The organism is Telluria sp. GW821-FHT07G12 (genome assembly GCF_059418525.1).
On record NZ_JBWKQA010000003.1, the window covers coordinates 705,895 to 732,771 of the forward strand.

General features: G+C 64.2%; 28 protein-coding genes. 17 read left to right on the forward strand and 11 right to left on the reverse strand.

Annotated elements, in window-relative coordinates; all coding sequences use genetic code 11:
- The first annotated feature begins 2 nt into the window (after nucleotides 1-2).
- The 4 genes from AC07PE_RS15665 to AC07PE_RS15680 all read left to right on the forward strand — a co-directional run bounded on the left by AC07PE_RS15665 (nucleotide 3) and on the right by AC07PE_RS15680 (nucleotide 4,362).
- Complete coding sequence (locus tag AC07PE_RS15665) at nucleotides 3-935, forward strand: electron transfer flavoprotein subunit alpha/FixB family protein (RefSeq protein ID WP_498765997.1); 933 nt, start codon at nucleotides 3-5, stop codon at nucleotides 933-935.
- 121 nt (nucleotides 936-1,056) lie between these two features.
- Nucleotides 1,057-2,847, forward strand: a complete 1,791-nt coding sequence (locus AC07PE_RS15670) for an acyl-CoA dehydrogenase (RefSeq protein ID WP_498765999.1) — start codon at nucleotides 1,057-1,059, stop codon at nucleotides 2,845-2,847.
- Nucleotides 2,848-3,048: 201 nt separating this feature from the next.
- Complete coding sequence (locus AC07PE_RS15675) at nucleotides 3,049-3,429, forward strand: hypothetical protein (RefSeq protein WP_498766001.1); 381 nt, start codon at nucleotides 3,049-3,051, stop codon at nucleotides 3,427-3,429.
- A gap of 201 nt (nucleotides 3,430-3,630) precedes the next feature.
- A complete protein-coding gene (locus AC07PE_RS15680) occupies nucleotides 3,631-4,362 on the forward strand; it encodes a hypothetical protein (protein WP_498766003.1) in 732 nt (243 codons plus the stop codon).
- Between the two features lie 37 nt (nucleotides 4,363-4,399).
- Here the strand turns inward: AC07PE_RS15680 and AC07PE_RS15685 are convergent, their stop codons facing one another.
- Complete coding sequence (locus AC07PE_RS15685) at nucleotides 4,400-4,813, reverse strand: TM2 domain-containing protein (protein WP_498766005.1); 414 nt, start codon at nucleotides 4,811-4,813, stop codon at nucleotides 4,400-4,402.
- Nucleotides 4,814-5,086: 273 nt separating this feature from the next.
- Here AC07PE_RS15685 and rpsP point away from each other — a divergent pair, with 273 nt between their 5' ends.
- The 10 genes from rpsP (at nucleotide 5,087) to AC07PE_RS15735 (ending at nucleotide 13,899) form a co-directional block, all read left to right on the forward strand.
- Nucleotides 5,087-5,335 (forward strand): 30S ribosomal protein S16, encoded by a 249-nt coding sequence (gene rpsP / locus AC07PE_RS15690; protein WP_258844542.1) that lies wholly within the window; start codon nucleotides 5,087-5,089, stop codon nucleotides 5,333-5,335.
- Between the two features lie 29 nt (nucleotides 5,336-5,364).
- A complete protein-coding gene (rimM, locus tag AC07PE_RS15695) occupies nucleotides 5,365-5,910 on the forward strand; it encodes a ribosome maturation factor RimM (RefSeq protein ID WP_498766007.1) in 546 nt (181 codons plus the stop codon).
- 4 nt (nucleotides 5,911-5,914) lie between these two features.
- Nucleotides 5,915-6,676 carry a tRNA (guanosine(37)-N1)-methyltransferase TrmD gene (gene trmD / locus AC07PE_RS15700; protein WP_498766009.1) on the forward strand — a complete coding sequence of 254 codons (762 nt, stop codon included), beginning with the start codon at nucleotides 5,915-5,917 and terminating at the stop codon, nucleotides 6,674-6,676.
- 111 nt (nucleotides 6,677-6,787) lie between these two features.
- Nucleotides 6,788-7,168 (forward strand): 50S ribosomal protein L19, encoded by a 381-nt coding sequence (rplS, locus tag AC07PE_RS15705; protein WP_258844539.1) that lies wholly within the window; start codon nucleotides 6,788-6,790, stop codon nucleotides 7,166-7,168.
- 62 nt (nucleotides 7,169-7,230) lie between these two features.
- Complete coding sequence (locus tag AC07PE_RS15710; protein WP_498766011.1) at nucleotides 7,231-7,896, forward strand: CoA pyrophosphatase; 666 nt, start codon at nucleotides 7,231-7,233, stop codon at nucleotides 7,894-7,896.
- A gap of 99 nt (nucleotides 7,897-7,995) precedes the next feature.
- The gene (locus AC07PE_RS15715; protein ID WP_498766013.1) at nucleotides 7,996-8,955 is read left to right on the forward strand and encodes a CobD/CbiB family protein; all 960 of its coding nucleotides are present in this window, start codon (nucleotides 7,996-7,998) and stop codon (nucleotides 8,953-8,955) included.
- Nucleotides 8,956-9,166: 211 nt separating this feature from the next.
- Nucleotides 9,167-9,517, forward strand: a complete 351-nt coding sequence (locus AC07PE_RS15720; RefSeq protein WP_498766015.1) for a DUF3579 domain-containing protein — start codon at nucleotides 9,167-9,169, stop codon at nucleotides 9,515-9,517.
- Between the two features lie 83 nt (nucleotides 9,518-9,600).
- Nucleotides 9,601-10,050 (forward strand): CBS domain-containing protein, encoded by a 450-nt coding sequence (locus AC07PE_RS15725; RefSeq protein WP_498766017.1) that lies wholly within the window; start codon nucleotides 9,601-9,603, stop codon nucleotides 10,048-10,050.
- Between the two features lie 156 nt (nucleotides 10,051-10,206).
- Nucleotides 10,207-12,954 carry a M16 family metallopeptidase gene (locus tag AC07PE_RS15730; protein ID WP_498766019.1) on the forward strand — a complete coding sequence of 916 codons (2,748 nt, stop codon included), beginning with the start codon at nucleotides 10,207-10,209 and terminating at the stop codon, nucleotides 12,952-12,954.
- Nucleotides 12,955-13,107: 153 nt separating this feature from the next.
- Nucleotides 13,108-13,899: an SDR family oxidoreductase gene (locus AC07PE_RS15735; protein WP_498766021.1), complete on the forward strand. Its 792-nt coding sequence runs from the start codon at nucleotides 13,108-13,110 to the stop codon at nucleotides 13,897-13,899.
- Nucleotides 13,900-13,937: 38 nt separating this feature from the next.
- Here AC07PE_RS15735 and AC07PE_RS15740 read toward each other — a convergent pair whose 3' ends face one another.
- From AC07PE_RS15740 to AC07PE_RS15785, 10 genes are all read right to left on the reverse strand, one after another.
- Nucleotides 13,938-14,678, reverse strand: a complete 741-nt coding sequence (locus AC07PE_RS15740; protein ID WP_498766023.1) for a GntR family transcriptional regulator — start codon at nucleotides 14,676-14,678, stop codon at nucleotides 13,938-13,940.
- Nucleotides 14,679-14,739: 61 nt separating this feature from the next.
- Nucleotides 14,740-15,807: a flavodoxin family protein gene (locus AC07PE_RS15745; protein WP_498766025.1), complete on the reverse strand. Its 1,068-nt coding sequence runs from the start codon at nucleotides 15,805-15,807 to the stop codon at nucleotides 14,740-14,742.
- Nucleotides 15,808-15,949: 142 nt separating this feature from the next.
- Nucleotides 15,950-17,260 carry a tetratricopeptide repeat protein gene (locus AC07PE_RS15750; protein ID WP_498766027.1) on the reverse strand — a complete coding sequence of 437 codons (1,311 nt, stop codon included), beginning with the start codon at nucleotides 17,258-17,260 and terminating at the stop codon, nucleotides 15,950-15,952.
- Nucleotides 17,261-17,399: 139 nt separating this feature from the next.
- On the reverse strand, nucleotides 17,400-18,884 hold the full coding sequence (nagZ, locus tag AC07PE_RS15755) for a beta-N-acetylhexosaminidase (protein ID WP_498766029.1): 1,485 nt from the start codon (nucleotides 18,882-18,884) through the stop codon (nucleotides 17,400-17,402).
- Nucleotides 18,885-18,887: 3 nt separating this feature from the next.
- Entirely contained in the window at nucleotides 18,888-19,898 is a 1,011-nt protein-coding gene (locus AC07PE_RS15760; RefSeq protein WP_498766080.1) for an SIS domain-containing protein, read from the reverse strand.
- A 13-nt stretch (nucleotides 19,899-19,911) separates the two neighbouring features.
- A complete protein-coding gene (gene nagA, locus AC07PE_RS15765) occupies nucleotides 19,912-21,015 on the reverse strand; it encodes an N-acetylglucosamine-6-phosphate deacetylase (RefSeq protein ID WP_498766031.1) in 1,104 nt (367 codons plus the stop codon).
- Nucleotides 21,012-21,896, reverse strand: a complete 885-nt coding sequence (locus AC07PE_RS15770) for a glucosamine kinase nucleotide-binding domain-containing protein (RefSeq protein ID WP_498766033.1) — start codon at nucleotides 21,894-21,896, stop codon at nucleotides 21,012-21,014. The genes nagA and AC07PE_RS15770 overlap by 4 nt, the downstream gene beginning before the upstream one ends.
- 313 nt (nucleotides 21,897-22,209) lie before the next feature.
- Nucleotides 22,210-22,602 carry an ester cyclase gene (locus tag AC07PE_RS15775; RefSeq protein WP_498766034.1) on the reverse strand — a complete coding sequence of 131 codons (393 nt, stop codon included), beginning with the start codon at nucleotides 22,600-22,602 and terminating at the stop codon, nucleotides 22,210-22,212.
- 107 nt (nucleotides 22,603-22,709) lie between these two features.
- Nucleotides 22,710-23,702: an SDR family NAD(P)-dependent oxidoreductase gene (locus AC07PE_RS15780; RefSeq protein ID WP_498766035.1), complete on the reverse strand. Its 993-nt coding sequence runs from the start codon at nucleotides 23,700-23,702 to the stop codon at nucleotides 22,710-22,712.
- Between the two features lie 33 nt (nucleotides 23,703-23,735).
- Entirely contained in the window at nucleotides 23,736-24,497 is a 762-nt protein-coding gene (locus tag AC07PE_RS15785) for an SDR family NAD(P)-dependent oxidoreductase (RefSeq protein ID WP_498766037.1), read from the reverse strand.
- 230 nt (nucleotides 24,498-24,727) lie between these two features.
- Between AC07PE_RS15785 and AC07PE_RS15790 the strand changes: the two genes are divergently transcribed.
- The 3 genes from AC07PE_RS15790 to AC07PE_RS15800 form a co-directional block, all read left to right on the forward strand.
- The gene (locus tag AC07PE_RS15790) at nucleotides 24,728-25,309 is read left to right on the forward strand and encodes a TetR/AcrR family transcriptional regulator (RefSeq protein ID WP_498766039.1); all 582 of its coding nucleotides are present in this window, start codon (nucleotides 24,728-24,730) and stop codon (nucleotides 25,307-25,309) included.
- Nucleotides 25,310-25,386: 77 nt separating this feature from the next.
- Nucleotides 25,387-26,094 (forward strand): NADPH-dependent F420 reductase, encoded by a 708-nt coding sequence (locus AC07PE_RS15795; protein WP_498766041.1) that lies wholly within the window; start codon nucleotides 25,387-25,389, stop codon nucleotides 26,092-26,094.
- Nucleotides 26,095-26,491: 397 nt separating this feature from the next.
- Nucleotides 26,492-26,877: transposase (locus AC07PE_RS15800; protein ID WP_498766043.1), on the forward strand; the 386-nt coding region annotated here is incomplete at its 3' end.

Below are 26,877 nucleotides of genomic sequence, written 5' to 3' on the forward strand. Positions count from 1 at the left end.
TCATGGTCGCACTCGTTATTGCAGAACACGACAACGCCTCGCTGAAGGGCGCCACCCTGAACACCGTGACCGCGGCCGCCCAGTGCGGCGGCGATGTCCACGTGCTGGTCGCCGGCTCGGGCTGCGGCGCCGTCGCCGAGCAGGCTGCGAAGATCGCAGGCGTCTCGAAAGTGCTGGTCGCCGACGCGCCGCACTTCGCCGACGGCCTGGCCGAGAACGTCGCCGAGCAGATCCTGGCGGTCGCAGGCGCCTACTCGCACATCCTGGCCCCGGCTACCGCTTACGGCAAAAACATCCTGCCGCGCGTCGCCGCCAAGCTGGACGTGGCCCAGATCTCGGAAATCACCAAGGTCGACGCCCCGGACACCTTCGAGCGTCCGATCTACGCCGGTAACGCCATCGCCATCGTGCAGTCGGGCGACAAGGTCAAGGTCATCACCGTGCGCAGCACCGGCTTCGATGCCGCCGCAGCCGAAGGCGGTTCCGCTGCCGTCGAATCCGTGTCGGCGGTTGCCGATTCGGGCAAGTCGAGCTTCGTCGGCCGCGAGCTGGCCAAGTCGGACCGTCCGGAACTGACCGGCGCCAAGATCGTCGTCTCCGGCGGCCGCGGCATGGGCTCGGGCGACAACTTCAAGCTGCTGGAACCGCTGGCCGACAAGCTGGGCGCCGCCATGGGCGCATCGCGCGCAGCCGTCGACGCCGGCTACGTGCCGAACGACTGGCAGGTCGGCCAGACCGGCAAGATCGTCGCCCCGCAGCTGTACATCGCGGTCGGTATCTCGGGCGCCATCCAGCACCTGGCCGGCATGAAGGACTCGAAGACCATCGTCGCCATCAACAAGGATCCGGAAGCGCCGATCTTCTCGGTGGCCGACTACGGCATCGTCGGCGACCTGTTCGAGGTCGTGCCGGCGCTGGTCAAAGAACTGGGCTAAACCTTAAGCCGTCATCCCGCGGAGGCGGGAATCCATACTGAACCGAGAGGTCGCATGGGTTCCCGCCTTTTTTGCGACCGGCGTTTGACGTATACGTAAACGAAAGAACTAGGAGACCACGGTGAGCTACAACGCCCCCCTGAAAGACATGCTGTTCGTCGTGAACGAACTGGCCAACCTGGCCGAGATCAACCAGCTCCCCGGCTGCGAAGACGCGACCCCGGACACCGTCGAAGCGGTGCTGGAAGAGAGCGCGAAATTCTGCGGCGGCGTGGTCGCCCCGCTGAACCACTCCGGCGACAAGGAGCCGAGCTTCTGGCACGACGGCCAGGTCACCACCTCGAAAGGCTTCAAGGAAGCCTTCCGCGGCTTTGCCGAAGCCGGCTGGCAGGGTGTGCAGCACCCGGCCGAATTCGGCGGCCAGGGCCTGCCCAAGCTCGTCGCCACGCCCTGCGTGGAGATGCTGCACGGCGCCAACCTGGCGTTCGCGCTGGTCGCGCTGCTGACCGACGGCGCCATCGAGGCCCTGCTGACTGCCGGCACCGAAGAGCAGAAGGCGCGCTTCATCGAGCCGCTCATCTCGGGCAAGTGGACCGGCACCATGAACCTGACCGAGCCGCAGGCCGGTTCCGACCTGGCCGCCGTGCGCACCCGCGCCGTGCCGCAGGGCGACGGCACCTACAAGATCTTCGGCACCAAGATCTTTATCACCTACGGCGAGCACGACATGGCCGAGAACATCATCCACCTGGTCCTGGCGCGCACGCCGGACGCGCCTCCGGGCGTGAAGGGGATCTCGCTGTTCATCGTGCCGAAGTTCATGGTCAATGCGGACGGTTCGCTGGGCGAGCGCAACGACGCCCACTGCGTCTCGATCGAGCACAAGCTGGGTATCAAGGCCAGCCCGACCGCGGTCCTGCAGTTCGGCGACAACGGCGGCGCCATCGGCACCCTGGTGGGCGAAGAGAACCGCGGCCTCGAGTACATGTTCATCATGATGAACGCGGCCCGCTTTGGCGTCGGCATGCAGGGCGTCGGCCTGGCCGAACACGCCTACCAGCAGGCGGTCGCCTTCGCGAAGGACCGCGTGCAGTCGCGCGCCGTCGAAGGTTCGAGCGGCCCGGTCGCCATCATCAACCACCCGGACGTGCGCCGCATGCTGATGTCGATGCGCTCGCAGACCGAAGCGGCCCGCGCGCTGGCCTACGTCGGCGCAGCCTACAGCGACCTGGCCCACAGCCACCCGGACGAAGCCACCCGCAAGGCCAATCTGGCGGTCTACGAATACCTGGTCCCGGTGATCAAGGGCTGGTCGACCGAGATGTCCGAGAACGTCGCGCGCGACGGCGTGCAGGTGCACGGCGGCATGGGCTTCATCGAAGAGACCGGCGCGGCCCAGCACTACCGCGATGCCAAGATCCTGACCATCTACGAAGGCACGACCGCGATCCAGGCCAATGACCTGGTGGGCCGCAAGACGGTGCGTGATGGCGGCGCGGTGGCGAAGTCCATCATCGCCCAGGTCCGCGCCACCGAAGCCCAACTGGCCGAGAAGCAGGGCGCCGACTTCGCCGCGATCCGTGAGCAGCTGGCGGCCGGCAGTACTGCACTGGAGCAGGTGGTCGACTTCGTTGTTGCCAACACCAAATCGGATCCGCGCGCCGTGTTCGCTGGCAGCGTGCTCTACCTGAAGCTGGCCGGCATCGTGCTGGGCGGCTGGCAGATGGCGCGCGCGGCCCTGGTCGCGCAGCAGAAGCTGGATGCGGGCGAGGGCGATGCCGCCTTCTACCGCGCCAAGATCGGGACGGCCCGCTTCTTCGCCGACCACGTGCTGTCCGGCGCCACCGGCCTGCGCCACGCGATCGTCGACGGCAGCGCCGGCGTGCTGGCGCTCGAGATCGAGCAGTTCTGATTCGCGTACAACGTCATCCTGAAAGCGGCCTGCGGGCCGCTTTTTTCTTGTCCTCTCGAATAATTTCCCTTATGCCATGTGCATAGAGATTTAGCTTGGCACAAAGCGGACTCATCTAGACGGAACTAACTTGTACTCAAGCCGCGCATGAGCCGCACGGCCCTCCAACCAATCTGAGTCGGCTCGATGAGGAGAAACATCATGGGTACCGAGGCATATGAGGATGACCGCGATCACGACCACTGCCACGATCACGACCACGATCATGACCACGATGGCGGCAAGTGCCATGAGCACGACAAGTGCTGGAAGGTCAAAAAGGAGCGCGACGATTACAAAAAGGAGCGGGACGAGTACCGGAAGGAGCGCGACGAGTACAAGAAGGAGCGCGACGAGTGGAAGGCCGCGGCCGGGAAGTACAAGAAGGAGCGCGACGAGTACAAGGGCTTCCTGAAGGCGGCCCTGGAGCGCCTGGGCGTGGCGGTGCGCAAGCTGGACCACCTGCTCGACGATATCGTCGATGCCAGCAAGAAGATCTGCAAGGACGATCACGAGAAGGACCACGACAAGGGTCATTACTGATCGCGGTGCCGCGGTCCCTGCGGGCCGCCAGGCGGGCGCCGCTCCACCCGGCGCTACGCCTGCCCAGGCAGCGCGGATCGGCAAATTGTTGTGCTCCGCAGACCGCCTGGCGCGTATCACTCCACACTTGAGCTTTCTTAAACTTCCGGCTGACCCGGCCCGCATAGAATCAGCTCATCCGCATTCACCTGAGGAGCGAGCATGACTTTCATGAAGCCGAGACGCGTGCTGCAGATGACGATGACCCTGGCGGCCCTGTCCGCGCTTGCCGCCTGCGGCGGCGGTAACGATTCGTCCTATACGCCCACCCCCGATCCGCAGACGCCGACCGCACCGACACCGCCTTCTCCCCCGGCGCAGCCGACGCCGCCGACCGGACCGACCACGCCCACCAATCCGCCGCCGACCGACCCGGCGCCGCCGGACGAGATCACCGTCAAGCTGGCGGACAGCTTCTCGGACTTCGGTCTTACCATCAGCAACAGCGTCCAGAACTGGCCCGCCTGGGTTGGCACCGGCCAACCGGTCGACGGCGTCAACTGCCTCAAGAACGAGGACTACCACATCCACACGCTGCTCTCGATCTACCGCAACGCAACCCGGCTGGCGATGCCTGACGCGGTCGGCCGCAGCGGCTGCGCCTACGAGCTGCACACGCACGACGCCTCGGGCATCGTCCACATCGAAACCGACGTGCCGAAGAAATTCATGCTGAGCCAGTACTTCTCGCTATGGCGCCAGCCTTTCACCAGCACGAACGTGGCCGGGCTGAGCGGGCCTTTCCGCTACTACCTGATCGAGAACGGCAAGCTGACGCGCTATACCGGCGACCCCAAGGCGCTGGAGCTCACGGCCTACCGCGAAATCGTGATCCTGACCGGGCCGAATCCGCCGACCGTGCTGCCGAAGTATCGCTGGACACCGGGGCTGTAAGCCACGGTGAGGCTGTAAGCACTGGCGAGGCTGTAATTCAACCGTAGGCGCCGCCCGTATAAAGCAGGTCGAACAGGCGCGACAGCATCGCAATGACGCTGGTCGCGCCGACCAGCATGGTCAGCACCAGCAGCACCGCCAGGATCCAGTGCGAGTGCGACTTGCGCCCGGACGCCGGGTTGAACTTCGCATCCCATTTCTCGTCGGGCGTCAGGCCGATGACCAGCGCCTCGATGAAGCCGACGATGGAGGAAATGAAAATGGGCAGCAGCGTCCAGAAGGGATTCGGCGCGTGTCCGAGGCCGTAGATCATGCCGGCCACCGGCAGGCTGCAGACGTGCAGCAGGCCGAGCCGATCGACGCTGCCCCTGAGGTAGAAGCGGTGGACGCCGAGGCCGCCGAGGACGAAGGCGAGGGCGGTGGCGAGAGTCTTGTTCTTGTGGTTCGACATCGACGACCAGGCTTGGCCTGTTGTTGTGAAAAGGAAAGACGAAAGTATGTGCCAAAACGGCCGGCAAGACAGCATTTTTCGTGGTTTTCGACGGCATTCCTAAGGTGAGGAACGGCCGCCACTGTGGCGTTGTTAGGAAAAATAGGCGATAATGCTGGATTCGGCCGGTCTGCGCGCCGGGTTTTTGGTTTTTTGACAAATGCTTGCTGAGGCACGGCGCGGCGCGCTATAATCGTCGGCTTTCTCCGTCCAGCACAATTTTTTGGAAATATTATGGTCGTTATTCGTTTAGCTCGTGGTGGTGCCAAGAAGCGCCCGTTCTACAACATCGTTGCAACCGATTCGCGCAACCGTCGCGATGGCCGTTTCATCGAGCGCATCGGCTTCTACAACCCGATGGCATCGGGCAAGGAAGTTGGCCTGAACATCACCGCTGACCGTCTGGCCTACTGGCAAGGCGTTGGCGCACAACTGTCGCCGACCGTTGCTCGCCTGGTCGCCGGTCAGAAAGTCGCTGCTTAATACAAGCTACAAGCGAAAGTTTTACTGGTTTGACCGATTCAGCAGCAATTCCTGACGACCTGGTACAGGTCGGACACATCACCGGCGCCTACGGGCTCCGGGGCGGCATCCGTATCTCGCCTTACTCGGCAGATGCCGATGCGCTGCTGAACGTGAAAACCTGGTGGCTCGACAAGCCGGCGCTGCGTCCCGTCAAGGTGCGCAGCGCGAAGTACCATAGTGGCGATGTCACTGCCACCCTGGTCGATGTCACCGATCGCGATGTCGCCGAGGCGCTCAAGGGCGCAACGGTGCAGGTGTCGCGGGCGGAATTTCCGGCACTGCCGGAAGATGAATACTACTGGTCCGACCTGATCGGACTGGATGCCGTGAACCTGCAGGGCGAAGCCCTCGGCAAGGTCGCCGACATGATGAGCAACGGTCCGCAATCGATCCTGCGCATCGTGCCCGTTCCCGCTGCCGACGCACCCGATGCGAAGCTCGAGGAGCGCCTGGTGCCGTTCGTGGACCAGTTCGTCAAGACCGTCGACCTCAAGGCAAAACTGATTACCCTGGACTGGGGCCTGGACTTTTAACGCGATGCAGTTCGACGTCGTGAGCCTGTTTCCAGAAATGTTCGCCGCACTGACGCAGTCGGGCGTGACGCGCCGCGCGCACGAGCAGGGCCTGTGGAAGCTGTCGATCTGGAATCCGCGCGATTTCACCCAGGACCGCCACCGCACCGTGGACGATCGCCCGTATGGCGGCGGCCCCGGCATGGTGATGCTGGCGAAGCCGCTCGAAGCGACGATTGCCGCCGCCAGGCAGCGTCAGATCGACATGGGTTTGCCGGCGCCGCGCGTGGTGTTCATGTCGCCGCAAGGCAAGCCGCTGACGCATGAACGCGTGATGGCGCTGAAGGACGAGCCCGGCCTGGTGCTGCTGTGCGGCCGCTACGAAGCGGTCGACCAGCGTCTGCTGGACCGCTGTGTCGACGAGGAGATTTCCCTCGGCGACTTCGTGCTGTCCGGCGGCGAACTGCCGGCGATGGCGCTGATGGATGCCGTGGTGAGGAACCTGCCCGGTGCGCTGGGCGACGAAGCCTCGGCGGTCGAAGACAGCTTCGTCAACGGCCTGCTGGATTCGCCGCATTACACGCGTCCGGAAGTCTACGAAGGCGTGGCTGTGCCGCCCGTGCTGATGGGCGGCAACCACGCAGAGATCATGAAGTGGCGCCGAAAGCAGCAGCTGGAAGCGACCGCGAAGAAACGGCCCGATCTGCTGGACAAGGCGCGCAGCGCCGGTCAGCTGACCAGGGCCGATGAGAAGTTTCTGGCAGAGCTGGACAAAACTGCCGATTAAGGATTTGCGCCATGTTGGCGTGAAGACGGGCGTAACACCCCGTATGTTTTAATCCCATCCTCTACTGGGCAATAGTACAGCGCCAGCAAGATGGTCATTGGAGTCATAAAAATGGATCTGATCCAGCAACTCGAGCAAGAAGAGATTGCGCGCCTCGGCCGCAACATCCCTGATTTCGCACCGGGCGACACCGTTGTCGTCAGCGTCAACGTCGTCGAAGGCAACCGCAAGCGCGCCCAGGCATACGAAGGCGTGGTCATCTCGCGTCGTAATCGCGGCCTGAACTCGAACTTCATCGTTCGTAAGATCTCGTCGGGCGAAGGCGTTGAGCGTACCTTCCAGCTGTACTCGCCGCTGATCGCTTCGATCGAAGTGAAGCGTCGTGGTGATGTGCGCCGTGCGAAGCTGTACTACCTGCGTGAGCGTTCGGGCAAATCGGCACGTATCAAAGAGAAACTGCCGACCCGCAAGACCGCCGCTGCCGCTCAGTAATTGCGCCAGTAGCATGGAAAAGGCATCCGAACGGATGCCTTTTTCTTTTTCCGGAGCCTCCTTTGGCAAAACTGCATCTCGATCCCCAGCGTCTCCCCATCGACGCGATTGCCGGCGAAGCCGCGCTGCCGCCCGAGCGCCTGCAGGCGGCCTGGCTGCGCGAGCGCCTGGCGCGTCCCCGCGCCTGGGAACCCGAGCTGCCGGAAGACCTGCGCGAGCGCTTTCCCAAGCTGCGCCGCGCCGCCGTGCTGGTGCCCATTGTCGAGCGCCCCGAGGGCCTGACCGTGCTGCTGACCCAGCGCACCGCCCACCTGAACAATCATGCCGGCCAGATCAGCTTTCCCGGCGGCAGCGCCGAAGAGCTGGATTCCTCGTCGATCGAGACCGCCCTGCGCGAAACCGAGGAAGAAATCGGCCTGGCGCGCCGCCACGTCGAGATCATCGGCGTGCTGCCCGATCATCTGACCGCCTCCGCCTACCTGGTGACGCCGGTGGTCGGGCTGGTCACGCCGCCGTTCGAGCTCATCGCCGAATCGAACGAGGTCGCCGAGATCTTCGAAGTCCCGCTGGCCTTCCTGATGAACGGCATGAACCACCAGCGCATGTCCTTCGAGCTGCCGGAAGGGGCAGGGCGGCGCAGCTTCTACGCCATGCCCTACGAGCGTTTCTTCATCTGGGGCGCGACGGCGGGCATGCTGCGCAACCTCTTCCATCTGCTGCGCGCCTGAAAATTCCACGGTCCTGTATTTGATTGATTCGGCCTACTGCGCTATCGTAGCGGGCAATGAAGTAAAGCAACAATAAGTTGGCATCAATAAGGGACCGTAATGACTTTCTTTTCCATCCTGTGCGCGCTGCTCATCGAGCAGCTGAAACCCCTGCGCGCGGATAACCAGATCTACGCCGAGATCAAGCGCTACGCCATGCGCATCGAAGCCTGGTTCAACGCCGGCCAGGTGAGCCATGGCCGTCTCGGCTGGTTCCTGATGATGGGCAGCCTGATGATCCCGACGGCCGCCATCTACTGGGTGCTGATGTACTACGGCTGGGTGTTCGCGGCCTTTGCCTGGAACATCCTGATCGTCTACCTGACCTTGGGCTTCCGCCACTACAGCCATTACTTCACCTCGATCCAGTTCGCCCTGAACGCCGGCGACGAAGCCACCGCGCGCACCTTGCTGGCCGAGTGGACCAAGGTCGACACGGTCGGCATGGATGGCACCGAGATCGCCCGCCTGGCCGTCGAGAAATCCCTCATCACCACGCACCGCAACGTGTTCGGCGTGTTCTTCTGGTTCCTGATGCCGCTGGGGCCGGCCTGCGCCGTGATGTACCGCGTATCCGAATACCTGGCGCGCGCCTGGAACGAGCCCGATCACATGCGCAACGAAGCCTTCGGCCAGTTCGCCGCACGCGCCTTCTACTGGATCGACTGGATCCCGGTGCGCCTGACGGCCATCGCCTTCGCGGTGGTCGGCAATTTCGAGGACGCGATCTACGCCTGGCGCAACTTTGCCGGCCGCTGGGCCGACGAGGCAAAGGGCATCATCCTGGCAGCCGGCGGCGGCGCCATGGGCGTGCGTCTCGGTTCGCCGATCGAAACCGCGCCGCGCATCGTGACGATGGATGCCGCCACCGTCGACCTTTCCGACAGCGAAGCGGATGTGTTGCCGGGCGAGGAGCCGAACGTGCGCGCACTCCAGAGCACCGTCGGCCTGGTCTGGCGCGCGCTGTTATTATGGATGCTGCTCCTGCTCCTGCTTTCCGGCGCGGTATTGCTTGGTTGAACTTTCCCCCGGAGACGGACGAGCCCCGAGAGCGCCCGACAATCGTTCAGGGCAAGGCGCACGGTCGAAGACAGTACGCTAGTACGGCGAGACCGTGCAACGCCGCCATGGACGATTGTCGTGCGCTCTGTAAAGCTTCGTCCCAGGTCTTCTATAAGATATAATACCGGGGTTGTTCTCATCCACGCTCCATGTTTCAGTAAGCAGCACTATGGCCGAGTTACCGCAAACCGCGAAAGAACGCGCCGACGAGTTCATCATTCTCGGCGTGACAAGCAAGGGCAGGCAATTCCGTCCGAGTGACTGGGCCGAGCGTCTGTGCGGGGTCATGTCGTGCTTCCGGCCGCCCGGCAGCGGTGGCCGCAATGCCCACATCCAGTTTTCGCCCTACGTGCACCCGACCGTGGTGAACGGCGTCAAGGCAGTCGTGGTCAACAATGCGCTCAAGAGCGTCGAACCGCTGGCTTACCACTTCGTGGTGAATTTCGCCAAGGACAACGACCTGCAGGTCGTCGATGCCTGCTACGTGCCGCCGCCCGGCGAGCAGAAGCCTACCGTCTGATTTCCCCATAGCGGCTTTGATTCACCTCAAAGCCGTTTTGCTTTCCAGCGTTAGCGTGATTGCCTGACGATGGGGAGGCGACCATGGAAGTCGGCAAGCTCAGCACCACAGACACCATCTGCTGCTCGCGCGACGAAAGCGTGCAGGGCGCAGCCCTCCTCATGCGCAAGCACCATGTCGGCGACCTCGTCGTGGTCGAGGAGCCGGACGGCGAGCGCATTCCCGTCGGCATCGTCACCGACCGCGACATCGTCGTGTCCGTCATTGCCCTGGGCCTCGATCCGCTCGGCCTGCAAGTGGGCGACATCATGACCGACGACCTGCTCACGGCAGGCGAGCACGACGACGTCTACGCTACCATCGAGCGCATGCGCCTGCGCGGCATCCGGCGCGTTCCGGTCGTGTCCGACAGCGGGGCGCTGGCCGGCATCGTCAGCGCCGACGACCTGCTGACCTTCCTGGCCGAAGAGATGGAAGAACTGTCGCGCATCAGTCCCTACCAGCAGCAGCGCGAAAAGCGGGCCCGGCAGTAGTGTGCGGCACCGCCGCCTCGGCTCCTGAAAATTGCAACTAACCGACAATGGAGGCTGGACCAGGGAAAACCCGGTAAGCCAGGCCTAAGCCCGGCTCTGTTACCATGCTGTGCGGCCACGCATTGTCTGCGTGGCAACCAATCACATCGAGGTGACATGAGCACGAGCTTCCTGCAGCGCGGCGCAGCCGCAACCATGATCGTCACCGGCCTGGCCATGACCAGCGCCGGCCCGGCCTGGGCCCAGCGGGCGCCGAGCTCGCTCCCGGCAGGGGTAGTGCAGGGGCCGTCGGCCGAGGGCATCACCGAATACCGCCTGCCGAACGGCCTCAAGGTGCTGCTGTTCCCGGATTCCTCGCGCCCGACGGTGACCGTCAACGTCACTTACCTGGTCGGCTCGCGCCACGAGAACTACGGCGAGACCGGCATGGCCCACCTGCTCGAACACCTGATGTTCAAGGGCGCGCCGAAGCACCGCGACATCCCGGCCCAGTTTTCAAGCCGCGGCATGCAGTTCAACGGCACCACCTCGCTGGACCGTACGAACTATTACGAGGTGTTCCAGGCATCGCCGGAAAACCTGCAGTGGGCGCTGGAGATGGAAGCCGACCGCATGACCCATTCCTTCATTGCCAAGAAGGACCTCGATTCCGAGATGACGGTCGTACGCAACGAATACGAGAGCGGCGAGAATTCGCCGGGCTCGGTGCTGATGAAGCGCATGCAGAGCGTCGCCTACGACTGGCACGCCTACGGCCGCTCGACCATCGGCAACAAGAGCGACATCGAAAACGTCCGCATCAAGAACCTGCAGGATTTCTATCACACCTATTACCAGCCGGATAACGCCGTGCTGCTGGTGGCCGGCAAGTTCGATCCGAACCAGACCCTGCGCTCGATCAGCAAGCTGTTCGGCGCGATCCCGAAGCCCAAGCGCACGCTGCCCGAGTTCTGGACCGTCGAGCCGACCCAGGACGGCGAGCGCAGCTTCACGGTGCGGCGCCAAGGCGACGTCCAGATCGTCGCGGTGGCCTACAAAGTGCCGTCCGGCCTGCACGACGACAGCGATATCCTGAGCTTCTCCTCGAGCATCCTCGGCGACGTGCCGACCGGCCGCCTGCACAAGCTGCTGGTCGACAGCGGCAAGGCCAGCCAGGTGTTCTCCTTCGCCCAGACCGGCTATGCGCCCGGCCTGCAATTCTTCGGCGCCGTGGTCAAGAAGGGCGAGCCGCTGGAGCCGGTGCGCGCCGCGCTGACGGAGGCGGTGGAGAGCTTCGCCCAGCATCCGCCAAGCGCAGACGAAATGGAGCGCACCAAGCGCAGCTACCTGAACAGCATCGAGCGCAGCCTGAACGATCCGCAGCAGGTGGGCGTGGCCTTGTCGGAGACCATCGCGCTGGGCGACTGGCGCCTGTTCTTCGTCGGCCGCGACAAGGTCGAGAAGATCACGGCGGAGCAGGTGGCGCAAGCGTCCAGCCGCTACTTCAAGCGCGACAACCGCGTCACCGGCAGCTTCCTGCCCGACGACGATCCGCAGCGCGCCGTGGTGCCGCCGGCGCCCAGCGTGGAGAGTCTGCTAAAGGACTTCAAGCCGCAAGCCTCGAACCTGAGCGCGGAGGATTTCGAGCCCAGCCAGGCCAACATCATGAAGCGCACCACCCTGACCACGGCGGGCGGCGTCAAGCTGGCCCTGCTGCCGAAGAAGAACCGCGGCCAGACCGTCACGGTGGACCTGCGCCAGCACTTCGGTGACGAGCAGAACCTGTTCGGCAAGGGCGCGGTGCCGGGCCTGACCGCCGCGATGCTGATGCGCGGCACCACGCAATACGACCGCGTGCAGCTGGCCGACGCCTTCGAGAAGCTGAAGGTGGCCGGCGGCCTGACCCACTTCCAGACCACGCGCGAGAACCTGGCCGCGGCGCTGAAGCTGGCCGCCCACGTGCTGAAGGAGCCAAGCTTCCCGGCGGCCGAATTCGAGCAGCTGCGCCAGCAGTCGCTGGTGGCCCTGGAAGCCAGCCGCGCCGAACCGCAGAACCTGGCCTCGCGCGCGCTAGCCGAGCACTTCGACATCTATCCGAAGGGCGACATTCGCCACGAAACCACGCTGGACGAAGACATCGCCGACATCAAGGGTGCGAGCCTGGACCAGGTCAAGGCCTTCCACCGCGACTTCTACGGCTCCAATCCGGCCGAGCTTGCCATCGTCGGCGACTTCGACCCCAAGGAGATCGTGCTCTTGGTCGACCAGCTGTTCGGCCAGTGGAAGGCGCCCATGCACGTCGCGCCGGTGCTGCGCAAGAACGGCGACATCAAGCCTATACACCAGACCTTGAACACGCCCGATAAGGAGAACGGGTTCTACACCGCGCGTATGAATCTCGACTTGAACGTCGACGATCCCGACTATCCGGCGCTGATGCTGGCGGATTACATCTTCGGCGGTGGCGGCGGCTTGAAGTCGCGCCTGCTGGACCGCATCCGCCAGAAAGAGGGCCTGTCCTATGGCGGCGGCACCCAGCTGTCGGCGGGCGAATGGGACCGCGCCGGCATGTTCGGGATCAGCGCCATCGCCGCGCCGCAGAACCTGGCCAAGGTCGACGTCGCGGTGCGCGAGGAGCTGGCGCGTGCGCTCAAGGATGGTTTTACTGCTGCGGAACTCGCCGCTGCCAAATCCGGTCTCATGCAACAGAGGGTACAGAACCGCGCCGACGACGGCACGCTGGCGGCCGGCTGGACCTCCTACCTGTACCGCGACAAGACCTACGAATGGTCGGCCGATTTCGAGAAGCGCATGATGGCGGTCACGCTGCCGCAGCTGAACGCGGCCTTCCGCAAGGCCGTCGACCCGGCCAAGCTGTCGGTCGTGATGGCGGGCGACCAGGCCAAGGCCAAGCCGGCCCGCTGAAAAACGCATGAATGCAACACTCAGCCGTTCAGTATTTCAAGAAAACGGCTGAGAAACTTGGTCAATGCCCGGTGCTGGCGCTATGATGTTGCTTGCTGGAAGTGTTTCTAGCAGGCAGCAAACATTGCGTCGAGTTATTGCAAAGGAAGCATCATGAAGGGCATGACCAAACAACCGCCGAGCGGGATTTCATATGCCGGCAAGGTTGTGCTGGTGACGGGCGCCGCGAGCGGCATCGGGCGCGCGATGGCGCTGGCATTCGGACGCGCGGGCGCCTGCGTCGTCGTGGCCGACAATTCCGTCGACGGCGGCCACATGACGGCTGCGCTGATCGTCGAAGCGGGCGGCAAGGCGCTGTTCGTTAAAACAAATGTAACTGTCGTCGCCGAGGTCGAAGCCCTGGTGGACAAGGCGGTCTCGCATTACGGCCGCATCGACGTCGCCGTCAACGGCGCCGGCACCGAGGAAGAATCGCTGCCGCTGGCCGAGGGCGAGGACGATCAGTTCGACCGCATCATGAACGTCAACGTCAAGGGCGTCTGGCTGTGCATGAAGAGCCAGCTGCGCCAGATGCTCAAGCAGGAAGGCGGCGGCACGATCTGCAACGTGGCCGATGCCGGTGGCCTGGTGGCGGCGCCGAACCGCGCCATTTACGCGGCTTCCAAGCATGCCGTGGTCGGCCTGACCAAGACCGCGGCGGTGGAATACGCGAAATCGGGCATCCGCGTGAACAGCCTGTGCCCGGGCGCCGTGAAGACCCCGATGTTGGCCCGCATGCTGGAACGCGAGCCGGGCCGCGACAAGAAGCTGAAGGCTGCGCATCCGATGGGGCGCATCGCCGAGCCGGCGGAAGTGGCGAGCGCGGCGCTGTGGCTGTGCTCTGAGCAGGCGTCTTTCGTTACCGGGCACCAGCTGGCGATCGATGGCGGTCTCACGGCGATGTAATCGTTGGCCGTAGGGTGGGCACCCGGTGCCCACGCAGATTACGTGGCGCTCAACTCCGCGACGAAATCATACATGTCGCCGCGGAAGTAAGACCGGCAAAACTCCACCGCCTGCCCATCCGGCAGGAAGCCCAGCCGCTCCACGCACAGCCCGGCATCGCCTTCCTTCGACTGCAGCAGCCTGGCCTGCTCGGCATTGAGCAGCAGCGCCGACAGCCGCTGCAGTGCGCGCACCGGGCGCTTGCCGGCCGCTTCCAGGGCTTCGTACATCGAGGTGTCGACGGCATCCAGCGAGGGCAGGGCGGAGGCGACGATGGTCGCGTATTCCAGGCACATCGGCATGTCGTCGGCGTAGCGGATGCGGTTGAAGCGGTACACCGCGGCGCCCGGCGACAGGTTCAGGCGCATCGCTTCTTCCGGCGTCACCAATCCCTCCGAACGCTTGAGCCAGACGCTGCGCGGCGTGCGTCCGCGCGAGCGCATGTCCTCCGAGAAGGAGGTCAGCTTGGCGAAGTTCTTTTCGATGCGCGTGTTGATGAAGTTGCCCGAGCCCGGGCGGCGCACCAGCAGGCCTTCTTCCACCAGTCCGTCGATCGCCTTTCTCACCGTGATCCGCGAGATGTCCAGCTCGGACGCCAGCTGGCGCTCGGCCGGCAGGGCTTCGGCCGGGCCGTAGACGCCGCGGTCGATCGCTTCGCGCAGGGCGCGCTGCAGCTGCTGGTACAGCGGCAGGTTGCTGGTGGCGGAGAGGTGGTGCATCAACTGCGACAGAGAGGACATGCGGCGGAGTAATCTATGTGAATCCGTTGATAATACCAAAAACGGACCGCCTCAGACCCCGCTATTTGGGCCGCGGATTCCCCAGTCCCCGGTTGGCTTGCACCAGCTTGCCCGAGCGGATGTCGCGCACGGCGGCGCCCACCGAGCGCGCGACGTTGCGCACCTCTTCCTGGAACGCCGTGTCCTTGTCCAGGGTCTCGTGGCTGTCGGCATAGGGTTCGTAATAGCCGACGTAACGGTCGAGCTGGGAGGTCGGGCTGGCCGAGATCAATCCCATCCAGTCCAGCCAGTCGGACAGGGACCGGCGGTGCCCCTCGATGCCGGCGACGTCGCCGTGCACCACCAGGCCATAGGCGCGGCCGGCCAGGTGCTTCGGATAATCCCAGTCCTTTTCGAGCGCCTTGGCTTCCTCGGCTTCCTTGCCGTGGGTCGAGCTGGGGTCGGGGTTGCCGCCGTCGGCGCAGACCAGGCGGTCGATCATCAGCTTCAGCACGGACGGCGACTGGTACCAGTAGACCGGCGTGAGGATGATGACGCCGTGCGCCGCCACCCACTTCTCGTAAATCTCGTTCATCCAGTCGTTGTTCTGGTGCAGCGAGTGATTCGGGTAGCAGCTGCACGGCCAGTGACACAGCGGCATGGCGGTCGAGACGCAGGCTTTGCAGGGGTGGATGTGGCGGTCGAAGTCGGAAATGATGCGTGACAGGTCGAGCACGTCGGTGTCGAAGCCTTCGGCCAGCAGGATCTCCTCGCACATCTTGGTCAGGCGCCAGGTCTTGGAAATCTCGCTGGGGCAGCTGCCGTCGTTGCGTGCGGCGCCATTGATCAGCAGGATGCGGCTGAGCGTGTTGCGGTCCTTCTGCTTCGCCTCGGCGGCCAGCAGGCGGTCGTGCGCTTCCTTCCACTCGGCCGAGAGATCGTAGTCGGGGTCGGCAAAGCCCGGCCCCGCCTTGACCGTCACCGGCGCCTTGTGTGAGCCGACATAGGCTTGCCAGGCGATTTCCTCGACGGCCGCCAATTCGTGGCCGACGTTTTCGTAGAGCGGATCGAAGAAGTTGCGCGAGAAGCGCAGGCGGAATTCGTCGCGGTTGAGCTTGGCGGGCGCCTGGCCCTTGCGTACGGTGGTCATGACCGGCCTTAGTGATGATGTTCCGTTCCGATTATGGAGCGGCAGCATCGTGGGGCCGGTACGCCAGCTAACACAGGAATGAAAAAGGCGGTGCGGCCGCAGGGACCGCACCGCCTTTCAGCGATTCACGCCGGCGAAGCGCTTACTTCGCGTTGCTGCCGCCCGGGTTCGGGTGGTTTGCCAGAACGATGCCGTATTTGGCGATGTCGGACAGGCCGCCGCCCGCTTTCACGGACTGGAAGGCGGCAATCGCCTTGTCCTTCTGGCCGGCGCGCAGGTAGGCCATGCCCAGGCGTACCTTGGCTTCGTCAGGCACCTTCAGGCCGCCCTTGGCGATACCCTGCTCGATGAAGGGGATGCCCTTGTCGAACTGGTCCATCGTCACGTAAGCCCAGCCCAGGTTGACCAGGCCGGCGCCGGTCTTGGCCTTGGCGGCGCCAGCTTCGCCCGAGGCGATGTTCTTGGCGTCGTTGGCGGCTTCCTTGGTGGCGCGGTCGCGCAGCTGGCGGTGCTGGGCGGCCGCGCCGCCGGTGCCCAGAACGCCCGCGGCAAAGCCGGCGTCCATGACCTTCTTGGCTTCGGTCGGGAAGCCGTCCTTCAGGGCCAGTTCGGCCAGCTCGGTGTACATCTCCGGGGTCAGCACTTTGACGGCGGCGAATTCGAGACGCAGGACGTCGGGGTAGTTCGTTTCCTGGAAGCCCGGCTTGCGCACGACGCCGCGGTAGATCGCGTCCATCCAGACATCGTCGTTCGGATAGTAGGTCATCATCTGCTCGATGCCGAACAGATAGGCGGCATCGTCCTTGACCTTGTTGGCGGCCGAGGCGTACAGGCGCAGGTCTTCCGACGACGGGGTCTTGCCGGCCTTTTCAGCGGCTTCCAGTTGCGGACGCAGCAGCTTCATTGCGTTCGGGAAGTCGTTGCTCAGGTAATAGGCGCGGACCAGCGGTGCGTTCGCCGCGTCCGAGCTCGGGTTTTCAGCCTGGAAGCGCTTGAACCACTCGATTGCTTTCGGATAGTTCTTGGCGTTGTAGTACATGCCGGCCAGGGCCTGGGTGAACTGCGGCTTGTCGGTTGCCGGCAGCTTGCCCGAGGCCAGGATGGCTTCCAGCGCGGCGATCGAGGCCTGGTCGTTGTTGGTGGCGGATGCGTGCGACAGCTTGATACGGTTCAGCACATATTCTTCATATGGCGTCTTGTTCGGGAAAGCTTCGGCCTGGGTGATGCGGTTCTGGACTTCGGTGTAATTCTTCGCGTCCATCAGCGGCTTGATTTGTGCCGAGTCGAGCAGCTTGAACAAATCGGGGCGAACCGTGTCCGGCTTCGGTTGAGCCGCGGCATCGGCCGGGGCAGCCTTGTCTTGCGCGGAGGCGCTGTGCATGAGAGCCGGTGCAGCGTTCAGGCCGATAGCGGCCAGCATCAGGGCAAGGCGGGCAAAGCGGAATTGGGACATGAATAATCCTTCTCTTTGATTAACTCAGACAAAGCGTGCATTCTCCCACAAACTGCAGTGTGGGGCCGGACAATTGTGCCGCAGCCGGGGCTGCGGCAAACGCGTCGTTACAATGCGTTACCGCAGTGCGTAGCGGAAATTAAAAGCCGGGAACGGGGCACTTGCCCTCGGCTTCGATCTGTCCGCTCAGCCAGGCATTCACCGCTTCCAATGCCGGCGGCGCAAAGCCATAGGTCATCAGTGCCGGGGCGCCGAAGTCCAGCGCCTGGTAGGGATTCCACAGGGCGATGTGGAGGTCGGGCTTCCAGGTGTCGCGGGCGTGCGGGCCGTAGCGGCGGCGCGAAGTCGAGGCCAGCATGGTGAAGCGGCCGTCCTGCGGCAGCGCGTTCCAGTCGAAGGCTTCGGGGTCGGCAAAGGTCACCAGTTCAATGTCGTAGAGTTTGCCCAGTGAGGCCGCGATGTTCGCCGCCGGCACGCCGGCTTCCGAGACGCCGTCGCTGACCACGTCCTGGCGCGCCACCAGCCTTACCTTGCTGCCGGGCGCGGGACGCTGCGGATTACCGCGCGCGGTGAGAGCGCGGCGCCAAGCGCGCGCCATCAGGGCGCGGTCCTCGGCTTCGGCTTCGGGGGAATAAGGCACGCTGCCGGCCGGATGCGCCTGCGCCAGCTTGTCGAGGCGGTCCAGGCGCCGCTGCACCGATGCCAGCGGCAGGGTGCCGTCTTCGATCGCCGCGGCAATCGCGCCCAGCGTCGCTTCCTGGGTCTCGCGGCTGCCGATCGCCATCACCATGTCGGCGCCGGCGACCAGCGCGTTGACGGCCGCCTCGCCGGCGCCGTAGCGCTTCGCGATGGCGTGCATGTCCATGCCGTCGGTGATGATCACGCCCTGGTAGCCCATCTTATCGCGCAGCAGGTCGGTCAGGATGGCGCGCGACATCGTCGCCGGGTTGTGCGGATCGAGGGCAGGGTAGACGATGTGGGCGGTCATCACGGCAGGCGCGTGCGGGGCGGCGGCGCGGAAGGGCGCGAACTCGAAGCGCTCCAGCTCCGCCAGGTCCTTGTCCACTTGCGGCAGGTCGCGGTGCGAGTCGACGTGGGTGTCGCCGTGGCCGGGGAAGTGCTTGACGCAGCAGGCCACGCCTTCGGCATCGCTGCCGTCCATCCAGGCCATCGCCAGCTCGGCGGCGCGCTGCGGATCGGCGCCGAAGGAGCGCTCGGCGATCACGGGATTGCGCGGGTTGTTGTTCAGGTCCAGCACCGGCGCGAAGTTCCAGTTGAAGCCCATGGACTTCACGGCGCGCGCCACGGCGCCGCCGACTTGCTTCGCCAGCTGCGTGTCGTCGGCGGCGCCCAGCGCCATCGCCGACGGCGGCGGCGGCACCCACAGCGAGCGCACCACGGCGCCGCCTTCCTGGTCGAGCGCGATCAGGGCGTTCTCGCCCATGGCTTCGCGCAGGCCCGTGTTGAAGCGGGTCAGCTGGACTGCGTCCGTCATGTTCTGGCGGAACAGGCAGGCGCCGCGGATCTCGTTCGCGCGGATGAAGGCGGCGGTGTCCGCATCCAGCTCGGTGCCGAACAGCCGGATCATGATCAGCTGGCCGGCGAGTTTCCTGTAATCGTTCATGTCTTAATTCGTCTTGGTGACTTTGCTCAGGTGGCGCGGCTGGTCAGGGTTCATGCCGCGCGCCTTCGAGAGGTGCGCCGCCATCACGTAGAAGGCCTGGATCGCGACGATCGGATCGAGGTCCGGCGTGGACGCCACCGGCAGGTCGAGATCGCGGCCCGGCACATCCTGCGGCGCCGCCAGCAGCACGCGCGCGCCGCGGCCGCGCATCTCTTCGGCCAGCGCCACCAGGCCGGCCTGGGCCGGGCCGCGGGTTGCGAAGATCAGCAGCGGATAGCCTTCCTCGATCAGGGCCATCGGGCCGTGCTTGATCTCGGCGCCGGAGAATGCTTCCGCCTGCAGGGCCGAGGTCTCCTTGAATTTCAGCGCCGATTCCAGCGCCACCGGGAAGCTGATGCCGCGCCCAACCACCATGATGTTGCGGCTTGGGGCCAGGACTTCGACTGCCTTCGACCAATCGGTTTCCGTGGCGCGCTGCAGCGCGTCGGGCAGGGCGCGCAGGCCGTCTTTCAGTTCGTTGTCGCCCTGCCATTCGGCCACCAGGCGTGCGCCTGCGGTCAGGCTGGTGATGAAGCTCTTGGTGGCGGCCACCGACTTCTCTTTACCCGCGTGCAGCGGCATCGCCCATTCCGCGGCTTGCGCCAGTGGGGAGTCGATGTCGTTGACCAGCGCGACGGTGGTGGCGCCGCCGTCGCGGAAGTAGCGGATCGGCTCGACCACGTCCGGGCTCTGGCCGGACTGCGAGATCGACACCGCCAGCGTGCCCTGGGTCTGCAGCGGCGATTTGTACAAGGTCACCAGCGACATCGGCAGCGATGTCACCAGGCGGCCCAGGCGCGCCATGGTCAGATAGGCGAAGTAGCTGGAGGCGTGGTCCGAGCTGCCGCGCGCCACCGTCACCACGTTGTTGAAGCTGGCCGCACGCAGTTGGCGGCCGAGGTCCGCGTAGCGCTCGACGTCGTTCGACAGTTGCAGGGCGACGCAATGGGCGGCGGACCTGGCTTCTTCCAGCATCAGCGAGGTGGGTTCAGAGCTCACACAATTCTCCTTCGATATAGACGGCTTTAATGCATAGGTTGCGGTCGAGGACGACCAGGTCGGCAAAGCAGCCTGGCGCCAGGCGCCCGCGGCGGCTTTCGCCCAGATAATCGGCGGCATTCGTGGACACGCGGCGCGAGGCGTCTTCGATGCTCAGGCCGATCGAGACGAGGTTGCGCAGCGCCTGGTCCATGGTCAGCGTGCTGCCGGCAAGGGTGCCGTCGGCCAGGCGCACGCCGCCCATGCACTTATGTACTACCTGACGCCCCAGCATGTACTCGCCGTCCGGCATGCCGGCGGCGGCGGTCGAATCGGTCACGCAGTAGAGCTTCGGGATGCTGCGCAGCGCGGCCCGGATCGCACCCGGATGCACGTGCAGCAGGTCGGGGATGATCTCGGCGTACTGTGCATGCGCCAGCGCGGCGCCGGCCATGCCGGGCTCGCGGTGGTGCAGGCCGGGCATGGCATTGAACAGGTGGGTGAAGCTGGTGGCGCCGTGTTCGAGGGCCTTGACGCCGTCTTCGTAGGAGCCGGTGGTATGGCCGATCTGCACGCGGATGCCGGCATCGGCCATCTGCCGCAGCAGGCCCAGGTGGCCGTCGATCTCGGGCGCCACGGTAATCGACCGCATCGGCGCCTGGGCATTGAAGCGCTTCACCTCATCCATCGAGGCTTCGCGCGGGAAGGGCGGCTGGGCGCCCAGCTTGCCTGGGTTGATGTAGGGGCCCTCAAGGTGCACGCCAAGGATGCGGGCTTCGTTCCTGCCGCGTTCCTTGCAGGCGCCGCCGATGGCGTCCAGCGCGCGCTCGATGTCTTCGACAGGCGCGGTCATGGTGGTGGCCAGCAGGCTAGTGGTGCCGTGCCTGGCGTGCAGGCGCGCGATCACGTGCGGGGCGTCGCCGCCTTCCATCATGTCGCGGCCGGCGCCGCCGTGCACGTGCAGGTCGATGAAGCCGGGCAGGATGTAGTCGTCGCCGTTGTCCGCGGGCTCGCAGGCCTGGCCGTCGATCGCGGCGATGGTGTTCGGTTCGCCGCCGGCCAGGCGGACTTCGCCGCGGATCCAGCCGTTGGGAGTGAGGATATTGCCTTTCATTGGCGGTCCTTGATGTGGAGGTCGATCATGCGCAGTGCGCCGGCCGCGGAATCGCCCTGCGGCGGCGTGGTGCGCGCCAGCAGGCCGGAGGGCAGGAAGTCGCGCAGGGCGGCGCCCAGGCCGCCGCACAGGGCCAGCGGCAGCTTGCCGTCCGGGTCGAGGGCATTGGCGATGCAGGCGACTTCGCTGCCGGCGTCGAGCAGGATGGCGCGCGCCACCGGATCGTCGGCGTGGCGCAGCACCAGCGGGGCCAGACTGGCGTAGGCGGTCTGGGTGGCCTTGCCGAGCCAGACCTGGATTGCATCGCGCTTATTGCTGCCGATCGCGCCGCATGCCTCGATGATGCTGTCGGCGAAAGCGCTGCGCTCGCGGCGGCCGTCCAGCACCTGCTCGATGTGGCCGATGGCGCGCAGGCCGATCCAGCCGCCGCTGGCTTCATCGCCGGCCGGGAAGCCCCAGCCGCCGACTTCATGGCGGCTGCCGTCTTCGCGCAGCACTTCGCCGACGCTGCCGGTGCCGATGGCAACGATGGCGCCGGCCGCGCCGCCGTGCGCGCCCATCAGGGTGGTGAAAGCGTCGGTCTCGAGGCGGATCGCTGCGTAGCCGGGATTGGCGGCCACGAATTCGGCTGCCCACTGCTTGTTGTGCACGCCCGCCAGGCCGAGGCCGATGGCGATGCGTGCGGGCGATGGCTGTTCGGTGCCGGCTGCCGCGAAGGCCGCGGCGACGGCATGCTGGACGGCGTCCCAGGCGCGGGCGATGCCCAGGCCGAGGCCGGAGGGGCCGCTCGTGCCCTGGGCGAGTTCAGTGCCGTCGCGGTGCGCCAGGCGCACGCGTGTGCCGGTGCCGCCGCCGTCGACGCCGATGAGAAAGTCGATCATGGTTGTCCGTTGTGCCGGGAAAGTCAGGGCACTATAGGAGGGGCTGATAAGCTTGTCAACAGGTATTTAATTGGTATTGCAAAATGGCTCGTGGAAACAGACCGGTTGAAAGCTAATTTGAGAATAAGTGACTGTTCTATAAGGAGCTTTCTGGTATGGTAACTGGTATTGTTTTTCCGGGTGCTTGAGAGCCGGAATGCCGATCCGCCGGAGGCCATCCTCGTATGACGATGGCCCCGGCAGCAACACGCGCGAGGTGGGAACCCCCTTCGCGACAGGCGGTAAAGGCGTTCAGGGGCGCGTCGCTGGCCGCTCAGCTGCCGAGCTGAAGCTTGACAGCTTCGGCGTCGTGGATCGCCGCCATATGGGCAAACCGTCCATCGCGTACCTCGTACACCGCATACTCGACGACCTCAAAGGACGCACCGCTGGGTTCGACACCGACAAATTTTCCCGTCGGGGTCCCGGTGTTGATCAACTGTGCCCCGATGCGCTTGCCATCGATGATGAGCTTGGTCAGTTCCCAATGCAGGTCCGGTACCGCGCCTGCCTCCTCGCGTTGCACGGCCAGAATATCTTCCCGTGTTGCCGGCTTGCCGTTCAAGGTTACCGTGTCATGGATGAACTCGCCCATGACGTCGAAATCCCTGGCGTTGAGCGCCGCGATGTAGCGGTCGTAAAATGCGCGCAAATCCGTTGTAGACATATTTACCTCTCAATCGAAACTGGATAGAAGACGCGGCGCCAGTGCAGCCAGGCTGATCCAGCCCGGTCACTTCCGGCAACCCGACGAAGAACCGGGACAGCCGGCGCTCATGCCGCCCTTGGCGCCGGCTTCGAAAGTGCCGCCTCGAGCAGGCGCTCACTCAGATCCCATAGCTGCCTGGCCTTCCCGGCGTCGAGGGCATAAGAACGTGCGCCGTCGGCAAACGGGACCGGGCTGTCATTGACCGGCGCAACCGCACAGTCTTCCAGATAGCGTCCCCCGATGGCATCCTTGTCGGCCACCACTGCAGCCCAGACCGAGGTTGCCGCGGCTTGCGCTTTCTCTTTGAGCTCGCCTGGCGGCAAACCTGCATCGGCGCGCGCTTTGCCGACGGTTTCGAAGAGCGCTTGCAGTTGTTCTTGCGGGAAGTTGCGCACGAGGTCAGTCAAGCTGTTGCCTGGCATGACGGATGCTGCGCGGACGCCGCGATGGCGGAAGCGGCGATCGAACTCGACCGCGAAAAGAGCGTTGGCGGTCTTCGAGCGTCCGTAGGCGACGAAGGGTTCGTAGGGCTGCTTGTCGAAGTTGGGGTCGTCCAGGTCGACGTCCGCGACCCGGTGCGCCTGAGAAGACAGCACGACCAGGCGGCTGTTCTCCACGAGCAGCGGCTCGATCCAGGTCACCAGGGCGAAATGACCCATGTGATTGGTACCGAACTGCGTTTCGAAGCCATCCACGGTAAGACCGAATGGCGTTCCCATGATGCCGGCATTGGCGATAACGGCGTCGAAGGGGCGACCGTCGGATAGCAGGGTGTTCGCGGCTGCCCGCACGCTCTGCAGAGAGGCCAAGTCGAGTTCGACCAAGGCCAGGCTGCCGCCGGCGCGTTGGGCCAGCTCCAGCAGCGGTGCCATGGCGGCCCGGGCCTGAACTTTGTTCCGGACCGCGGCCACCACGTGGGCCCCGTGGCCCAGCAGCGCCGCTGCGGTTTCGAACCCGATGCCGGACGCGGCGCCGGTGACCAGGTAGTTCTTGCCCTTGAGATCAATGCCGGCGAGGACCTCGTCGGCGGTCGATTTTGCTCCGAATTGCTTGTTCATGTTCGTTCTCCTTGTTCAGCTTGCGATAGGGATTCAAATGCCAAGACCGCCGGCCATGTTGATGGTCTCGCCGGTGATATAGCCGGCATGCGGTCCGGCCAGAAAGCACACCATCTCGGAAACTTCTTCCAGGGTGGCGAAGCGGCGGATCGGATGCATGTCCAGGAAGCTTTCCATGTCAGGCAGTTCGCCTGCGACTTCCTTGTTCATGTCGGTGGGCATCGCGCCCGGCTGCAACACGTTGACGGTGATGTTGCGCGGCCCCAGGTCACGTGCAATGCCCCTGGCGTAACCGGCCAGAGCGGTCTTGGTGCCGGCGTAGTCGGCAACCCCTTGGAAAGGCACGTAAGCGCCGAGCAGGGAGCCGATGAAGATGATGCGCCCGCCGTCGCTCATGCGCGCGGCCGCGGCACGGGTGTTGGCGATCGAACCCATGACGTTGACTTGCCACTGGCGGTCGTATTTCTCTTCGTCCAGTGCCGGATCGTCGACCCGTTGTCCCTGGATGGCAATGCCGGCATTGTTCACCAAGATGTCGAGCCTGCCGAATTCCGCGAACACGGCGTCGATCAAGGGACGGCCGGACCCTGGCTGGGCCTGATCGCTCTTGATGGCGATGGCCCGCACGCCCTTGGCCTTGATTCTTTCGACAACCTCGGCCGCCTTGTCGGGGGAAGCGGCGTAGCTGATCGCCACGTCGGCGCCGTGCGCGGCGAACGCTTCAGCGGTGGCGGCGCCAAGACCGCGCGAACCGCCGGTGATGAGAACGACCTTGCCAGATAATGATTTCGACACAAGAAACTCCTTTGGTAATGCACTGGATGCGTCGGGCCAGATCTTGGCTTATTTCATAACGACCAGTAGCGTAACGAACGTTATGATAAATGTTCGAGGGTGTCAAGTACCGAGTTCTGCGAATGCAATGACGCCCAAAGGCACAGTGGGTACGGCGGGACCAGGTTGGACACGTTCCCGTCAACTGGATTAATATCGATCATTATGAAAAATTTTCAGCGAGATCACTGATGGGACGTCACCGTGAATTCGACGTGGACCAGGCGCTCGATGCGGCCTTGTGCGTCTTCTGGCGCAAGGGGTACGAGGGCGCTTCATACACCGATTTGACGCAGGCGACGGGTGTCGAACGCCCTGCCTTATATTCCGCATTCGGTAATAAAGAGGCCTTGTTTCGCCTTGCGCTCGCGCGTTACTACGAGCGCTTTCTCGACTTCTTTCCCAAGGCACTGGAGCAGCCAACATCCCGGCAGGTCGTCGAATCGATGTTGCGGGGAGCAGCTGAACTGCATACGCGTTTCGAGGATCGCCGCGGCTGCTTGGGTATTCATGGCGCCCTGGTCGGGTCGGATGATGTCGAACCCATCCAGCACGCCTTGGTCGAGGCGCGTGCGGACGGTGAAGCGTCGCTTCGCGCTCGCCTGGAACGCGCCAAGGAAGTGGGCGACTTGCCCGCGACAGCCGATTGCGCGAGGCTGGCGGGATTCGTGATGACCGTACTGCATGGTATGGCGGTGCAAGCCAAGGCGGGTTTCGACCGCGCCAGGCTCGATGGCATCGTGGACCAGGCGCTGATGGCTTGGCCGACCTGAGGGCGTGCTACGCACCGATCGGCCCTGTTGACAAGGACGTCATGACTCGTTAATCTGCATTTTTCATAACGATCGGTATGAATTCGCTTGCTTGTGTCGGAACCTGGCCAGCGCGATACCAAGCCAACATGACAACTGAAACTATCGGCATTATTGGAGCGGGCGAAGTCGGAAGCCATCTCGCACGCGCAGCCATTGCGAACGGCTACCGGGTGGTCATTGCCAACTCGCGCGGGCCTGAAACCCTCAAGGAACTCGTCGACGAGCTCGGACCGGCGGCGCGCGCCGCTACTGCCGAAGAAGCAGCGAGGGCAGGCGATGTGGTGGTTATCGCGGTTCCCCTTCAATTGGTGAACAACATGCCCTCAGATGCTCTGGCAGGCAAGATCGTGCTCGATACGAACAACTACATGGCATGGCGCGATGGCCACTATGCGGTCATTGATTCGGGTCAGAAGACCGAGCATGAACTGCGCCAGGAGCAACTGCCCGCGTCCAAAGTAGTCAAGGCATTTACACATATCCAGGCGCCACGCATCCTCACCTGGGGCAGGCCTGCCGGATCGCCTGAGCGGCTGGCCCTGGCGAGTTCCAGCAATTATCCGGAAGCGGTTGCGTGGGTAACGCGCCTGTACGACCAGTTCGGTTTCGACTGCGTCGATCACAGTCCCCTGAGCGAATCGTGGCGTAACCGTCCTGGCCAGCCGGCCTGGAAGCAGGAGCGCCAGACCCGCGATGAGCTCATTGCAAACCTGGCCCGGGCGCGCCCGATCGAGACAGCCTGAAGCGACCAATGTTTCAGCAGGGCGGGGCTGCTGTCGCCGAACAATGCTTCGCGGTGGGCAATATCAAGCTCGGCCATGTTTTTCCAGTTTTTCGACCGGATCATAGCGTATAGGCCGCGCTGCTACGGCGCGGCTTACAGCTCTGACTTGCATTGCCGCCCGAAGACCACGCTAGCTTTGTACACAAGAACCTGATTGCCCCGTACCATCATGGGACAAAGTGAAGGTAGAAGAGGCCTTGATTGACGTAGATGCGCTTCCGCGACATGCGGGCCTTGAGGATTAATCCCCTACCGGCTACGTCTGCTTCGGGTCTATTCCGTTGAAAAACTCCCCTTGATGCCAGCTCTGTCAACGCCTACCGTTATCTAGGTAAAGCGCGAAGACGGAGGCCGTGATGATGGGACATCAGGCAACGAAGCGGGAGCTGTTCGTCATGATCAGTCTAGACGAATACGTTCCCGAAGACCATCTGCTGAGAGCGGTAGATCGGTATCTCGACTTAAGCGAATTTCGGCTGTGCCTAGCCGACTCTTATAGTCATACTGGGCGACCGTCAATCGATCCAGAACTGCTGGCACGGATGCTGATCATTGGCTACTGTTACGGGATTCGATCGGAGCGTCGGTTATGCGAAGAAGTTGGCATGAACCTGGCGTACCGTTGGTTCTGCAGACTAGGACTAAGGGATAAGGTTCCGGATCACTCGAGCTTTTCGAAGAATCGACATGGGCGTTTTCGCGATCACGACGCTTTTCGCCAGCTGTTCGATTCCGTTCTTCG